Source organism: Mesorhizobium sp. L2C066B000 (assembly GCF_000502335.1).
Taxonomy (GTDB): Bacteria; Pseudomonadota; Alphaproteobacteria; order Rhizobiales; family Rhizobiaceae; genus Mesorhizobium.
This window is the reverse complement of the sequence record NZ_AYWZ01000004.1, coordinates 23535-37877: the sequence shown is the minus strand read 5'-3', so window position 1 is coordinate 37877 and position 14343 is coordinate 23535. Positions and strand designations below refer to the sequence as shown.

Genomic DNA, 14343 nt, shown 5'->3' with positions numbered 1-14343 from the left:
GCTATTCCGTCTCAGGGCGCGGGGCGCGCATTTTCGGCAGGGCGTTGGCCGCCAGGTCGTGAATATCCGAGAACGCGAACTCATGCACCGACCAGTCGTCGAGCCAGAAGCCAATCCGGTTCGGATCGCCATGGCTGTTGCTGGGCGCGGCAAGGTTGGCCAAGCCTTCGGCTATCCAGGACTGCGTCCTCTGCAATTCGACCGCTTCATCAACGATTGACGCAACGCCGTCGAACCATGCATCGTCAGGTGCCGGTGTAGCCCCAATCCCGATGATCGCGAACGGATAGCGGCGTCCCACGCGGTCCTCGCTCATGCGCCATGCGCCGGCACAGGGCCGGTCGCCGAAAATGCCGCTCTTGACGATGAAGCGCCAAACACGCGAATCCAATTCCCCCTCGTCGGGCCTCTCACGCAACTCCATCGACATCCAGCGGTCCCAGCGGTCGATGAAGGTCCGCGGCAGGTTTACGGCGACGAAATCTCCGGTCGCCGGAATCTTGCCGAAGAAGCCGGTGTTCATATCTGCGGCGGACATGAGAATTTCTTGAACATCTGGAGGTTGTAGGGATTTTCGACACTCGCCGCCTTGAGCTTGAAATCGGCGTACATGCCTTTCGTTCCGAGCCGCAGGCTGTAGACATCGGACAGCGACGTCCCGGTGAAGCGGCCGCCGCGCAGCATCCTCAGCCACGCCCAGCTTCCCGTCTCGTTGAGCATGATTTCGGGCGAGCCGTCGATCGGCTGGAAGGCGAGCGAGATGACGCCGGTGCCGTCCTTGCCGGGCCAGGTCATCGGTTGCGGTCGCGTCGCATTGTTGAAATAGACCAGGTTCTGGCCATCGAGGTTGAGCGTGACGCGGGTCACGTTGGGCGACAGGTCGGTCGGCTCGAGCGTGAAGGCCATCACCGGGCCCTGACCGCCGGGAAAGAGATCGTCGCGGATGCGCCGCGCCTGCTCGAAGGCGGCAAGTGCGGACGGGTCGAGGCCGAAATCGGCACGCCATTTCCAAGGCTGCGCCGAGGTGTCGACATAGCCGATCAGATGGTCGTTGATGAAGCCGTCGATCATCCCTGCCGGTCCGAACAGGCGGGCGAAGTCGCGCACGTTGACGTCGACGGCACTGTCCGGGCTGAACGGATAGCGGTCGTTGAGCGCGGCCTGGCAGAAGGGCAGGATGTCGGCGCGCCAGATGGCGTTGAGCTCGGAGGCCACGGCCTTCTGCGTCAACCCGCTGGTGTCGCCGGCAATGCCGCTCAGCCAGGTGTTGACCGGGTCGGGCAGGATTTGCGCCTGGCGGGCGACGGCGCCGGTCAGTTCGGCAAGCCCGCCCTGTTTCTTGATCGCGTCCTGCGGGTCGGGATTGGCGGTCACCGTCTGCAGCACGTTGGACAGCGCCGTCAGCGCGACGACCGCAGCATCGAGCGCCGGCGGCTGGCCGTCGACCTCGGCAATCGTGCTCTTGAGCGGCTTGAAGTGTTCGGCCACCAGCGTGCCGGTCAGGTCGACTTCGCTGGCCGATCCTGCGCGCGGCAACAGCTTGGCGCCGGTCTTGACGATCTTGCCCAGTTTGCCGAGTTTGCCCAGCAGTTTCGAGCCGCCCTTCGCCGCCGCCTTGTCGTCAGTCGCCGGCGCGTCGTCCGAGCGGGTGAGGTCGACCTCCTGGACCACCGCCGTCAACAGCCGCTTCAGCGCGGAATCGGCGCTGGAAAGGTCCTTCAGATTCTCGCTGGCAATGTTGAGGTCGCTCAGCGGCGCCAGCCGCATGTCGCGCAGGAAACTATCCCACTGCGCGATGTAATCGTCATAGTAGAGCTTCAGGATATCTTCCGACAGCGCCGACACCGAGGTCTCGGAATTTTCCGAGCAGCCGCCGGCAAACACGGCGCGGTCGAGTGCCGCCTGGGCGGCGACATCCTCGACCCGGTCGAGGATCGCATCGTGGAAGCCGTCATAGGTGAAGGCGCCTGATATGCCGACGCGCAGCGTCTTGTCGGAGCGTCGCGAAAACACCTTGGCGCCGTTCGGCCCGGCGAAATTGGCGGGGATCCATTCCTTCAATCCGGCCACCGCCGGATCGGCCAGCAATTGCTTGTAGGCCCGCGCCGGCAGCGAGATCGTGCAGACCGTTTTCAGCGCTTCGGCGACCAGCGCCTGGTCGGGCGCGATGTAGCTGTCGTCGACCGCCATGCGGCGGATCGCTGCCAGCTGGTGTTCTTCCGCATCGGCTGTCGGGAAGGGCGCGGCCGGCGCGAATTCGGGCAGGTCGTTCACCCACCAATTCTCGACGAAGTCGGAGTCCATCTGAGACAGGCCGGTCATCATGCGGTAGGTCTTGAGCGCCCCCAGCATGAAGTCCGGATCGCGGATCTGCCGCCACATGGTCGCTTCGAGCAACGCCACCATCCGCGGCTCCAGCACGTTGCGCAGAGCGTGGTCATAGGTGTCGGTCTGCGCCCGCATCATCTCGGCCGAAGCCGATGGTCCGAGCAGGTCCTGTGCCTTGTTCGGAGGCGCAGTCCTGGCATTGGCGACTTCGTCCATGGCGGTCAGGGCAACGTCCATAGCCGGCTGCAGCACCGAGGCGGGCGTCGCGGCGGTCGACGTCAGCGGCGCCTGCAGCGCTTCGAACTGGCCGGCTTGCGCGGCGATGGCGTTGCGATTGTCGTAGTAGGACCAGGTGAACAGGCCGCCGGCGAGTATGGCCGCAGCCGCGCTGGCAGCGGCGGCACCGCGCCAGATCCAGCTGCGGCGGCGCTGCGCCAGCGGGTCGAAGGTGCCGAGCCCGGCCTCCTTGAAGATCACCTCGGTCAAAAGGTTCTTGAGGAAGAAGCTGCGCTTCTCGAAGCGCTGCGCCGGCATCGTGCGTCGTGCCGGCAGCCCGAAGGAGGAGGCGAGCGCCGCAGTCAGCCGGTCGATTGGCGCGCCTTCCTGGGTGGCCGAGGTCAGATAGAGGCCGCGCAGCCAGGCTGCCTCCTCGTAGCGGCTCTCGCCGAACATCGCTTCGACCAGCACCTGGATCGGCTCGGACAGGCTTTGCAGCTGTGCGGGAAAGCGGAAGATCTCGGCCCGTTCGGCCAGCTTGTCCTCATCCTCCAGCCGCGGCACCAGCCGCTTTTCCAGCTCCCTCGACAGCGTCGTGATTTCGCCCGCGATCGTGTTGGCGTCGACGCGTGCATCGAGCGGGAAGGTCGTCCCCCATACCTGTTCGCGCGCCGCCGTCGACAGGCCGCCGAAGAAAGCCTCGAAGCCTCTGATCAGATCGGCCTTGGTCAGCATGAGATAGACCGGCAGGCGGATCTCCAGCCGCTCCTCGAGCTCGGCCAGGCGCCTGCGGATCTTGCGGCCATGCGCCTTGACGGCTTCGTCGCCCTCGGACAGCGCGTCGATCCCAAGCGCAACGATGACGCCGTTCAGCGCACGACGGCCACGATGCTTCTTCAACAGATCGAGGAAACCCAGCCATTCCACGGCGTCGACATCGGGCTGGCTTTCCTGCTGGACATAGCGCCCGGCGGTGTCGATCATCACTGCGTTTTCGGAGAAGAACCAGTCGCAGTTGCGGGTACCGCCGATGCCCTGCAGATCGTCGATGAGGTCGATCGGAAAGTTGAGGCCGGATTGGCGCAAGGCCGTCGTCTTGCCGGTCGCCGGGGGGCCGACGATCACATACCACGGCATCTCGCGCAGGAACTTGCGGCCGCCGAGCTTGCGGCGCTTCAACTCGACCATGACGTCCTGGAACTTGGCGCCGACCGCGGCGACGTTTTCCTCGCCCGGGCTGAGCCGCTTTTCCTCGACCGGGGCGGAAATCTCGGCGACGAACATGCGGTTGGCGCGGATCGCGCGGCGCTGCGCGACGATCAGCCAGATCAGCCAGAAGATCACCAGAAGAGCGATGATGACGATGCGCACCGTCTCCGACGCCATCGGCACATAGTCGCCGACCCGTACGATCGGGCCGAATACCCAGATGATCAGCGACAGCAGCGCCAGGCCGATCAGCGTCCACAGGAAACGCGAAGTCAGGACCGCCCAGAGGAAGCGCAGGATGAACATGTCACAGCCTCTTTTCGACCAGCACTTCGACGCGGCGGTTCAAGGCCCGGCCTTCGCGTGTGCCGTCGTCGGCCACCGGATCGGTGGCGGCCCGGCCTTCGGAGCGCACGCGCTCCTTCGGCACGCCGTTCTGAATCAGGATATCGGCAATTTCCGCGGCGCGGGCTTCCGACAGCCGCTGGTTGGTGGACAGTGGGTTGGTCTTCTGCAACGGAACGCCGTCGGTGTGGCCGACCACGGTGATATCGCCGATCAGCTCCTGGTTCTCGAGGATCACCTTGGCGACCGAGGCGATGAGCGGATCGAAGCCGTCTGTCAGCTGCGCGCGCGACGACTGGAAGAGTTCGGGATTGGAGGCCTGGATGACCAGCCGCGCCAGCGACACGCTCTCCGTGCCGCTCAGCGCTCTCTTGAGCTCGTCGGGTGCTGCCGCCTGGAATTCCGGCAGCAGCGCGAAATCCACCGCCACCGGCGGCGGCGCGTCGACCTTCGGCGAAGCGCGGGTGACATCCGTACGCGTCGGCGGCGGCAAGGCGCGAACCAGCGCCGAAAGCTCGACCGCCTGGCTGCTCAGGCTCATCGACAGCCCGATATGAATGGCGGTGGCGATCACCGCCGCTGCCGCAACCATCACCCAGATCGGCACGATGAAGCGCTGCGGCTCGTCGGAGGCGATCACGCCCTTCCAGTTGGGCGAAAGCTGTGCGCCTTCGGCGTCGCTGTCGCGCAGGAAGCGCGCCGCGGCCACACGCACGGCATTGAGCGAACGGTCGCCGGAGCGGCCCGGCACGCGATATTTGCCGCGGAAGCCGAGCGCCATGCAATGATATTGCAACTCCAGCATTTCGCGGTCGCGATTGGGATGGCGCTCCAGCTCTTCAAGACGGGCGAAGAACTGCGCGCCGGCATCGACGTCGCCGCGCAGCATCACCACCAGCGGCTGGCGTGGCCATGCGCTGGCGCCGCCCCACGGCGTGTTCAGCGCCAGATCATCGAGCAACGCGGCCACCAGCCACGCGGCCTGGTCGGCGCGCTCAAGTGACGATCCCTGTGCCATGGTGGCGTCGCGGCAGCGCACGAGTTCGTCGAGCAGCCTGGTGCGCAGGGCTTCCGGGTTCTCCGGCGGCTGCGCGTTTTCCAGTTCGGGTGCAAACTCCAACAGCGGCGAGAACGCATTGACGAGCACGTTCGGATGCGCGCGCGCGGAGCGCTTCGCGGTGACGCCCGACGCCGGCAGCGGCATGGCGCGCGGCGTCGGCGCTCCGCTCAGGCGGATGCGCGTCCGCTCCCGATCCTCGGACAGTCCGAACGGATCGTCCCTGCTCATCATCTCACCTGTTGACCGAGTAGCAGTCGACCTGCGGTTCGCTGGGCAGCACGCCCGAAACACCGATCACAAAACCCGGCGCTTCGAGCAGCGAGGCCCAGTGCTCGCTTTTCTGGTCCAGTTCGAGACACAGCCGGTCGCCGTCATAGGGAATTTCGCGCGGCTGCGAATGAAGGGGCTTCAGCGGAATGCCGGGCAGGCGTGATTTCCACAGCCCTTCGAATTCGCTGGCCGAGCCGACCGTCGCCTGGTTGACGAAAATCTTGCGCAAGGCATCCTCCGACAGTTCGGAGCCGATCCGCACCACGATGCGGCTCGCCACCAGAAGTTTCGGGTTGTCGATGCGGATCTTCCACACATTGGTGGCATGGCGCATGACCGGCAGGGCGCGCGATTTCGGCTCAATGTAGCGCAGGCTGAGGATCAGCGAACGCAGCGCGTCGGCCAGCGCCGAATAGGCCGGGCCTGGCGCCATGTGGTCGTAGACAGGCAGTTCGCCGAGCCGCCTTGCGCTCGAACCGTAGGTCGCCATCGAGCCGGCAAGGCCGGCAAGTTCCATGTAGACCTCAGCCGGATGGAAAACGTCCTGCGCCAGCATGTGCGCCAGCCGCGGCCGCGCGGCGTTGACCAGGTTCAGGATCAGAAGGTCTTCGACGCTGCGCCCGGGGCCGCCCAGCACCATCTTGCCATGCGCCTCGGCGATCTGGTCGAGGCCGGTGACCACTTCCTGCAGCAGGCGGCTGTACCAGGAGGCCGCGCCGATGACCAAGGTCGGCGGCAGGAAGGTGTCGTCGAGCGCCACGCCGCCATCGGCGCGCACGCCCTTGAGCTCGGCCACCGGCAGCGCGGTGTAACCGCCGACGGCCGTGCCCGGCGCCAGCAACAGCGCCTGCGGCCGCGCAATCTCGATTTCCTCGGGGTCGGAGCCGCCATGCACGGCGTCGCGCACCGAGACGATCCGCCCGCGATAGCGTGCGCCTGACGGCTCGGCGTGAGCCGGGTCGAAGCCGACGCCGCCGGGCGGTTCGAGCGGCAGTGCGATCAGCACTGGCCCCGCGCCCATCTCCGGCGTCACCGCCAGCGGCCGCGGCGCATCCATCGTCTCAGGGATCGCGAACGGCGTCCCGTCGGGAAAGATGCCGCGCGCCGAAAGCACCGAGATCTGGCCGGCATCGAGCTGTGCCTGATCGAGCGTCAACGTTCGAAAGCCGAACGTATGCAGATGCCCGGCCTGCAAGGCGCCGCGCACCGTCGCTTCGAAGAAGCGGTCCTGTTGCTGGAAATGCTGGGTGCGAAGGAAAAGCCCCTCCGACCACAGCACCCTGTTTGCATCGCTCATGCCGGCACTCTCTGCTTCCTGCTCATCACCTTGGCGCGGCTTTGCGGACCCGCCGCCGCTAGGCGGAAATGCCGCCGCTGCCGAGCTTCACATTGACGGTGAATTTCGATCCCGACGAAACCGATTTGGTGGTACGCCAGTTGCGTCCGGTGGGTTCCCTGATCAGCGCGACGAAGCCGAGTGCTGCCACTTCCGGCTCGACCGTGATGGTCTTCGATGCGGTCTTGCCGGGTCCGACGGAAATCGTATCGGAGCCGATGAGATCGCCGCCAAGTGCCGCGCCGGCGCCGCCCTGCAGGGCGAAGTAGTCGGCCGAATTGAAAGCGCCGGTGCTCTTCAGGCGCAGGATCATTACAGTCACCGGTCTGTCGCCGCCGCCCGGTCCGGGGTTCATGCCGGCGCCGCCGGCGAGGTTTACGGTGATGACGGATGGTTTCGGCGGGCCGCTCTGGCAAGCCGTCAGCAGTCCCGTCGCTCCGATGGCAAAAATAAATTCGCGTCTGTCGATCATGTCTCAGTCCTCCTCATATGCATCACGAAAATCAGCGCCGATCTCGCCCAGAAAACGCGTCTCGGCGCTGTGAGCGATTTCACGGTGGCGTTTCTGGTACAATTCCCAGAGCTTGGCGCCGCGCCCGCCGGTCAGCAGATTGCCGATCGCCGAACTTGACTTCAGTTCCTGCTCGATCGCCGCCGGATCGAAGCGGTCGATCATGCGCTTGAGCGCGCCTTGCACGCCGCGCCAGGCACGAACGTGGTGCTGCGCCAGATCGCGCACCGTGTCCTTGATCGCCGCTTCGGCGCCGAGGAAACCGGGGCTGCGCTCGGCCAGAATGGTTACCAGCGCATCGTCGACCGAGGGCAGGAATTTAAGCGGGTTGACCTCGGACGCGCCAACCACGGTCTGCGCGACGCGAGCGTTGCCCTTCTCTTCGGCGCGCTTGCGCAAAAGCTGCATCAGCCCATCCATCATCAGCCGGTACTCGCGGCCGAATTTCTCCATGTCGGCAACCGGATTGCGGCCGGGAAAGCCGGCCTCGTCCATACCCATGCCGCGCAGGAAAGCAGCGCGAAGGTCCGCGTCCGGCTGTCCGGTCGAAGGCCGTGCTGCAGCTTGCCGGACAGGAGGGCGGGGCGGTGGTTGCGGGGTTGGCTTGGGCGATGGCTCGGCCGCGCGAGCCGGCAGCTCCCACGGCGCCGCGGAGGGAGCAGGCGAGGCCGCATCGATTGCGCCGCCATCCGTCGCGCCTGCGTCGAGACTGGTGGACTCGGCCGGGCCAAAACCAAACCCGTCATCGTAGCCCGGCGGCTTCTCAGGATTGGATCTGCTCGGCTCTCTCGACAGCGGCGCGGAGTCGAGGCCGAAGGGATCGTCGAACGATGGCTTGGCGCCGTTTCTGTCAGTGGGCTCGGCCACCGGCGTTGCCACAGGGTCGAGGCTGAACGGATCGTCGAACGCCTGCGAGCTGCGTTCATCGGACCGCGCACGCGCGAATGCGCCGGGCACCGGCTTTTCGAATGGATCGGGCAGGTTGGCAGGGCGTGGCCGTCCCGGCTCTTCTTCCGTGGTGGACGAAAAGAAATCGTCGCCGCCGAGGCTGACCGGCGCCGGCGACGCCGCCGGCTTACTGGCAGGCGCTGAAGGCCTGGAGGCCGGCGCCTCGGTCTTCGCCGTCTGCAAATCGACCCACACCACATAGTCGCCCAGTCGCAGTCGCATGCCGCTTTGCAGGCGCGCGGTATTTCCCGCGCCGAGCGGGCTGGCGGCATCGTCGATGAACAACCCGCTGCTGGAGGTATCGGTGACGAAATAGCCGCCCTGCTTGCTGGTGATCTTGCAGTGGGCGCGCGAGACGAACATGTCGGGATCGATGATCTGCCAGTCGGCGTCGGCGCTGCGGCCGATCACCAGCTCACCCTCGTCCAGCCGCGCCTGCCGCGTGACTTGCGCGCGGGGTCCCTGTTCGAGCGTCAGCAGCAGGCTCATCAGGCAACCTCTTCCCGCCAGCCGACGATGGTGCGCAGCCGCATGTCTTCGGCATCGCCTCGCGCAGGGTTGCGCGCCAGCCAGGTGGTGCGGGCAAGCTGGACGGTTCCAAGCTTCGCCGGCGGCACTGCCTTTGCCGCAAGCACGATCCTGAGATCGACATCGATGGTCTCGCCGATCAGGTCGCGCACCGCCTGCTTCAACAGCTTCAGCCGCTCGCCGCCGGGCAGGAGCGCCTTGTAGTCGATATAGCTGAGCGCACCGATGCGCAGTTCGATTCGGCTTTGCCGGCTGAAGCTGCGCGGGCCGATGGTGGCGCTGCGGCCGAGTGTGGCATAGCTGCCGGCCAGCCGGCTCTGCAGCGCCTTGGGAATGGTCATCCAGGCGCCGACGAATTCCTTCAGCACCACCGGAACCTTGAAGGCTTCGGCCAGGAACAGGGTCAGCCGTTCGGGACCGTCGACCTGGCTGGCGAGCGAGGCGGCCTGGCGAAGCTTTACCGCATCGAGTTCGGCGTCCTGCGTGCCCGGCAGCCCAATGCCGGCCATGGCTTCCAGCATCGAACGGACGCGGCCGCCGACACCGCGTTCGACCTGCACGGCCGGATGCGCATCCGCCCAGGCGCGATAATAAAGCGCGATCATCCGGTGCTGCAGGATGTTGACGAAATCGACGAAGGTCGTGTCGCTCGTCTGCCGCGCCTCGGCGCCCGCATACCAGCGCTGCGAAAGCCGATCGAGCACCCAGCGCGTCAGATGCAGCGGCATCGGCCCTTCAGGCCCGAGCAGGCCGAGATTGTTGACCGTCACCCGCGCCGGCGAATTGTCGGTCGGCTCGCGGAAATCCACAACGTCCTGCACCGCGAAGGACAGCCGCACATTCTGGCCGAGCCTTGCTGGCTCGCGGTCCGGCCGGCCGGAATGGCCGAACAGGCCGCCTTGCCGCTCGAGCCGGCGCAGCAGTTCGAAGAAGTCGAAACTCTCGGACAGGGTTGCGGCTCGCTCTAGATCAGGTAGCGATTGCCGGGCGTCATCGGCCATGGCACATCCTCCTGTTTCTGGAGCAATCGCGTGCGCGTGCGCACGAACCCGTTTATTCCGGCATGACGGGCAAACAGCCGCGACAGCAGCCCCGACATCAGCAAGGTGCTCTGCCCAGCCAGCACCGACTGGTCGACATGCAGCGTCACCTCCGTGCCGCGGCCGAAGCACATCGGCCCTTCGATCGCCAGCCTTTCGATCACCGCGCGCGAATCGATGCGCACGATCGAGCGTACATTGCGGGCAAGCCCGGGATCGCCGCGTTCGGCATAGAGATCGAGCAGCGCATGCAGCGGATCGACGCCGCGGCCTTCCTTGGCCAGGCTGAGGAAGTTCAGCGCCAGCTGCGAGACCAGCCGCCAGGCCAGGTCGTCGGCGCGCGACTCGCTGTCGGCGCCGGTCGGCAGCGCTGCCGGGATGGCCGGCTGCGGCGAACGCAGCGCGCCGAGCAGCCTGACCGATTCCACCGGGTCGCCCGCTTCCAGCGTCAGCGTTGGCGTGTCGTCGAGGATGGCAAGATCGCGGTTTGTGCACAGTGCCATGACGTCGACGCGCTTGAGCGGCCGGTTGGCCTGACTGTTGACTGGGCGCGAAACCGCCAGGAAGACGTCGTCCCCGGCATAGGAGGTCCGCGTCACGCCCTGGCGCCGCTCGTCCTCGGTCGGCCGGCGCGGCCGCCGCTCCGTCGAATAGACCCAGCCGCTGCCGCGATTTTGCCCAAGGCTGAAGAGTTCCGGTATCTCCGCGTCGGGTCCCTCGGCATCGGCGTCTTCGACGCGGATGACGCGGTAGATTTCAAAGTCGCGCGCCCGCGTGCGGTCGGCATGCAGCACCTGGCGCGTCTTGCGCTGGTCGAGCTCGACGATGTTGCACTCGCGCTCGAAGAGATTGATGATCGGGGTGGCGAAGAGATCGAAATCCGCCGGCGTCAGATCGGCGAGTTCGGGCACCGGACGCCGGAACAGGAAGATGATTTCGAGCCCGGCCTGGCATTTGCGCACGACCGGCAGCAAGCCGGTGACGCGCCCATAATGGAAGCGCTCGGGCATCATGAAATATTCGCGCAGCAGGCGGTAGCCTTCGAAGGTCGGCCGCGTGCGCGGCATCAGCGCCTCGGCATCGGCAATGCCGACCATCTCCGGCGGCGGTAGCGGCGACAATGGATTGGTCTTGCCTTCCGGTCGAGCGCCGACACCAGAGCAGACTCCGAAGATGGCGTCGAAGATCAGCGGCGCCTTGGTGCGGTTGGCGAAATAGAAGTCGAGCCGGTCGAGCGCCAGTTCGTCGAGCTTGCCTTTGCCGGTCCGCGCCAGCGTGATGCGAAGTGCCGCTTCGCCGGCCTTGCCGGCGATCGGGCCGATGCCGGCGGCGGCAAGCGCGCTGCGGTCCTGGAAATAGCCGACCGAACTGATCGCGATCGGAAACAGCGTCATGTCCTGCGCGGTGGTGAAGGTGCAGCGTGTCGACAGGCCGGCCTGCAGGCTGGAGACCAGCCGCGTGCCGCGCTTGACGACGTGGCCGGCAAGCATTGTCTGCACCTGCTGGCCGGGCTTCAGCACCACCATGGCGGTTGCCGGCGCCGGCGTGACGAGATCGGGATAAAGCACGTCGAGGATGCTGCGCGAAAACCGCGAGCGCTCGGCATCCACCTTCAGGCGCGTGCGCGCGGCGAGGAAGGCGACGCCGTCGAGCAGCCGCTCCACATAGGGGTCGGGACACGGCACCGTATCCAGCGACAAATTGCGGGCAACCGCCGGATGCATGTCGGCGAACTCCGCCGCCAGCCCGCGTATGTGGGACAGTTCCTCCTCGTAATATTCTACGAAGACCCGGTCCATCTCTCAGGCTTCCCTGAACTCGGTGCGCGCCAGTCCGTTGTCGAGATTGATCGTCGTGCGCAGGCGCATGCGCTCGGGCGTCGGCGTCATGATCAGCACGGCGTCGATCTCGATCTTCAGGCCGGTCTTGTCGCCGAGGTTGACCGTGACTTTCGTCGCGCTCTCCTTCAGCCGCGGCTCGAATGCGGCGAGCACGGCGCGGATCTCGCGTGCCAGAACATCGCGATCGAAGTCGCGCGACGACCGGCCGGAGAAGGACGGCACGCCATAATTGACAACGCTGCGGCGCACCTCCGGAAAGTCGGCCAGCGATGTCGGACGGTCGGTCATCTGCTCGGCCTCGAGATCGGATAGCAGCGGCGCGGATTCGAAACGCTCGGTGTTGAACAGCGCCTCGATGTCGCGCCGCACGGCCTCGCGCAGCACATCGGGCGACACCACGATGCCTCGGCTTTCAAGCTCGCCACGGTGCCGGTTCTGAAACGCCAGCCGGTGCAGCCGGCGCTTCTGATCGGGGTTCAATGCGTCATCGGCGTCGATGCGCCTCGGTCCGTCTGCCAGCAGCTCGTCCAGGCGCTCTGCGCCAAGCTCCTCCTGCAGAGCCTGCCTGAGCCCGTCTATCTCCGAGCTCAGGCCCGGCAGATCGTTGACGAGGCGGTCCCACAGCGAAGGCTGTACCGCCTCGCGCTTGGCCCGTGAACCGCCCGCCTGTACCTTGTCGGCGGCAGGGCGCTTTGCTCGCCCCTCACTTGCCGACATAGACATCCATTTCGGCTTCGTCATTGTCGTCATAGACGAACTTGATCTTCTTGTAGGCGAAGGAGACTTCCTCCTGGATCAGGTCGGCTTCATCATCGGCCTGCGACATGTCGTATTCCATGATCGAGGCGTCGGTCAGGGTAACGACCAGATAGTCCTTGCTCTCGCCGTCGATGGTCCGCCGCGCGGAGAATTTGACCTCGTCCAGCGCCTTGTTTTCGAACAGGGCCTTGGCCAGATAGGGTGAGGCCTTGTCATAGTGCTTGGTGAACTTGATCATGCCCATCGACACGCGGCCTCGGCGCGAGAGGGAATTGGGGTCGTAGGGCGCGACCATCTTGTAATCGACGCCATGGATTTCGATCTCGTCGTCATGGCCGTCGCGTGTGCTAGGCCCCTTGATATCCGGAACTTTCAGAAAACCGTCGATCTTCATTGTGGGCATTTTCGTTCTCCACCGCTTTCAAACAAAGGTTGGTTGCTGCAATCAGGTCTTCACGGACGGCAATTCCGACACCAGCCTGAGTGAGGCGTTGATGCCCTCCAGCTGGTAGTGCGGGCGCAGATAGAAGCGGGCGTTGTAGTAGCCCGGCCGGCCCTCCACGCTGTCGACCTGCACCTCGGCGGCGGCAAGCGGACGCTTGGCGCGTGCCTTGTCGTCGGCGAAGGCCGGGTTGGCCAGCACGTACCGGTTGATCCATTCGGTCAACCAGATCTGCATGTCGGTGCGTTCCTTGAACGAGCCGACCTTGTCGCGCGCAATCGCCTTGAGGTAGTGGGCGAAGCGCGAGACCGGGAACAGATAGGGCAGGTTGGCTGAGAGCCGCTCGTTGGATTGGGCGTCGGGGTCGACCAGGCGGCCCGCCCGCGTCTCGTCATCCTGCAGCGAATGGGCGCCGATAAAGGCCGCGAGATCGGTGTTCTTGCGGTGCAGGATCGGCATCAGCCCGAGCTTGGCCAGTTCCGCCTCGCGCCGGTCGTCGATGGCGACTTCCGTCGGGCATTTCATCGCGATCGAGCCGTCATCGGTCGGGAAGGAGTGCACCGGCAGGTTAAGCACAGTGCCGCCATTTTCGACGCCGCGGATCTGGGTGCCCCAGCCATAGAGCTTGTGGCTGCGGTTGATGTTGACGCCCATCGGGAAGGCAGCGTTCATCCAGACATATTTGTTGTGATCGCCCTGCACTTCCTCCTCGAAGGAGAAGCCCTTGACCGGGACTGTCTCCGAGCCGTAGGGCAGCCGCGCCAGCACGCGCGGCATGGTCAGCCCGATATAGCGCGCATCCTCGCTCTCGCGCAGCGATTGCCACGAGGCGTAGGCCGGGTTGGAGACGATCTGCTGCAGGTCCTGCGGGTTGGGCAGTTCCTGCCAGCTGTCCATGCGGAACAGCCGTGGCGAGGCGGCGGCGATGAACGGCGTGTGCGCCGAGGCGCAGATGCCGGAGATGTTGCGCAACAGGCCGACGTCGCGCGGGTGGTTGGAGAACTCGTAGGCGCCGATGACGCAGCCGATCGGTTCGCCGCCGAGCATCGAATACTCGTCGGTGTAGACCTTCTTGAAGATCGGGCTCTGGTCCCACATCTGGCCTTCATAGTCTTCGAGCGTATCGGCCAGCTGCTCCTTGGAAATGTTCATCACCCGGATCTTCAGCTTCTGATCCGTCTCGGTGTTATTGATGAGATACCAGAGGCCGCGCCAGGTGCCTTCCATCTGCCGCACTTCCGGCGCGTGCAGGATTTCGTTGACCTGGGTCGTCAGCATCTTGTCGATGCCGGCGATCAACGACTTGATCGACTTGATCGAGTTGGACGAGATCGTCGTCGTCTCGGAGCGCGACTGCGCCGCCAGAGCCAAGTTGCGCACCAGCTGCTGCAGCTTCTCGCTGTCGTCCTTCTTGACCTTGAAGTCCTTCTCCAAGAGCTGGCTGAATTCACCGAGATCGACGGCCTCGGCCTCGGCGACGGATGCTGCGGTCTTTTGCTGTTCGGCCATG

The 14343-nt window shown here is 65.6% G+C and carries 11 protein-coding genes; all 11 read right to left on the bottom strand.

What is annotated here, in order from left to right:
• Position 1: 1 nt before the first annotated feature.
• Genes tagF through tssC form a run of 11 tightly spaced genes read right to left on the bottom strand, consistent with a single transcriptional unit; the run spans position 2 to position 14342 of the window.
• Complete coding sequence (gene tagF / locus X733_RS1000000167115; protein ID WP_023815184.1) at positions 2 to 538, bottom strand: type VI secretion system-associated protein TagF; 537 nt, start codon at positions 536 to 538, stop codon at positions 2 to 4.
• The gene (gene tssM / locus X733_RS153590; protein ID WP_023818531.1) at positions 520 to 4059 is read right to left on the bottom strand and encodes a type VI secretion system membrane subunit TssM; all 3540 of its coding nucleotides are present in this window, start codon (positions 4057 to 4059) and stop codon (positions 520 to 522) included. The genes tagF and tssM overlap by 19 nt, the downstream gene beginning before the upstream one ends.
• 1 nt (position 4060) lies before the next feature.
• Positions 4061 to 5386 (bottom strand): type IVB secretion system protein IcmH/DotU, encoded by a 1326-nt coding sequence (gene icmH / locus X733_RS153595; RefSeq protein WP_023804377.1) that lies wholly within the window; start codon positions 5384 to 5386, stop codon positions 4061 to 4063.
• Positions 5387 to 5390: 4 nt separating this feature from the next.
• Positions 5391 to 6725, bottom strand: a complete 1335-nt coding sequence (tssK, locus tag X733_RS153600) for a type VI secretion system baseplate subunit TssK (protein WP_023709959.1) — start codon at positions 6723 to 6725, stop codon at positions 5391 to 5393.
• 58 nt (positions 6726 to 6783) lie between these two features.
• Positions 6784 to 7236, bottom strand: a complete 453-nt coding sequence (gene tssJ / locus X733_RS153605) for a type VI secretion system lipoprotein TssJ (protein WP_023804375.1) — start codon at positions 7234 to 7236, stop codon at positions 6784 to 6786.
• A 3-nt stretch (positions 7237 to 7239) separates the two neighbouring features.
• Entirely contained in the window at positions 7240 to 8712 is a 1473-nt protein-coding gene (gene tagH, locus X733_RS153610) for a type VI secretion system-associated FHA domain protein TagH (protein ID WP_023818530.1), read from the bottom strand.
• Positions 8712 to 9752 carry a type VI secretion system baseplate subunit TssG gene (tssG, locus tag X733_RS153615; RefSeq protein ID WP_023818529.1) on the bottom strand — a complete coding sequence of 347 codons (1041 nt, stop codon included), beginning with the start codon at positions 9750 to 9752 and terminating at the stop codon, positions 8712 to 8714. The genes tagH and tssG overlap by 1 nt, the downstream gene beginning before the upstream one ends.
• Positions 9716 to 11590 (bottom strand): type VI secretion system baseplate subunit TssF, encoded by a 1875-nt coding sequence (gene tssF, locus X733_RS153620; protein WP_023818528.1) that lies wholly within the window; start codon positions 11588 to 11590, stop codon positions 9716 to 9718. Before tssF ends, tssG begins: the two co-directional genes overlap by 37 nt.
• A 3-nt stretch (positions 11591 to 11593) precedes the next feature.
• The gene (gene tssE, locus X733_RS153625; protein WP_023714850.1) at positions 11594 to 12349 is read right to left on the bottom strand and encodes a type VI secretion system baseplate subunit TssE; all 756 of its coding nucleotides are present in this window, start codon (positions 12347 to 12349) and stop codon (positions 11594 to 11596) included.
• A complete protein-coding gene (locus X733_RS153630; RefSeq protein WP_023673716.1) occupies positions 12336 to 12785 on the bottom strand; it encodes an Hcp family type VI secretion system effector in 450 nt (149 codons plus the stop codon). The genes tssE and X733_RS153630 overlap by 14 nt, the downstream gene beginning before the upstream one ends.
• A 51-nt stretch (positions 12786 to 12836) precedes the next feature.
• Positions 12837 to 14342, bottom strand: a complete 1506-nt coding sequence (tssC, locus tag X733_RS153635) for a type VI secretion system contractile sheath large subunit (protein WP_023682611.1) — start codon at positions 14340 to 14342, stop codon at positions 12837 to 12839.
• Position 14343 lies beyond the last annotated feature (1 nt).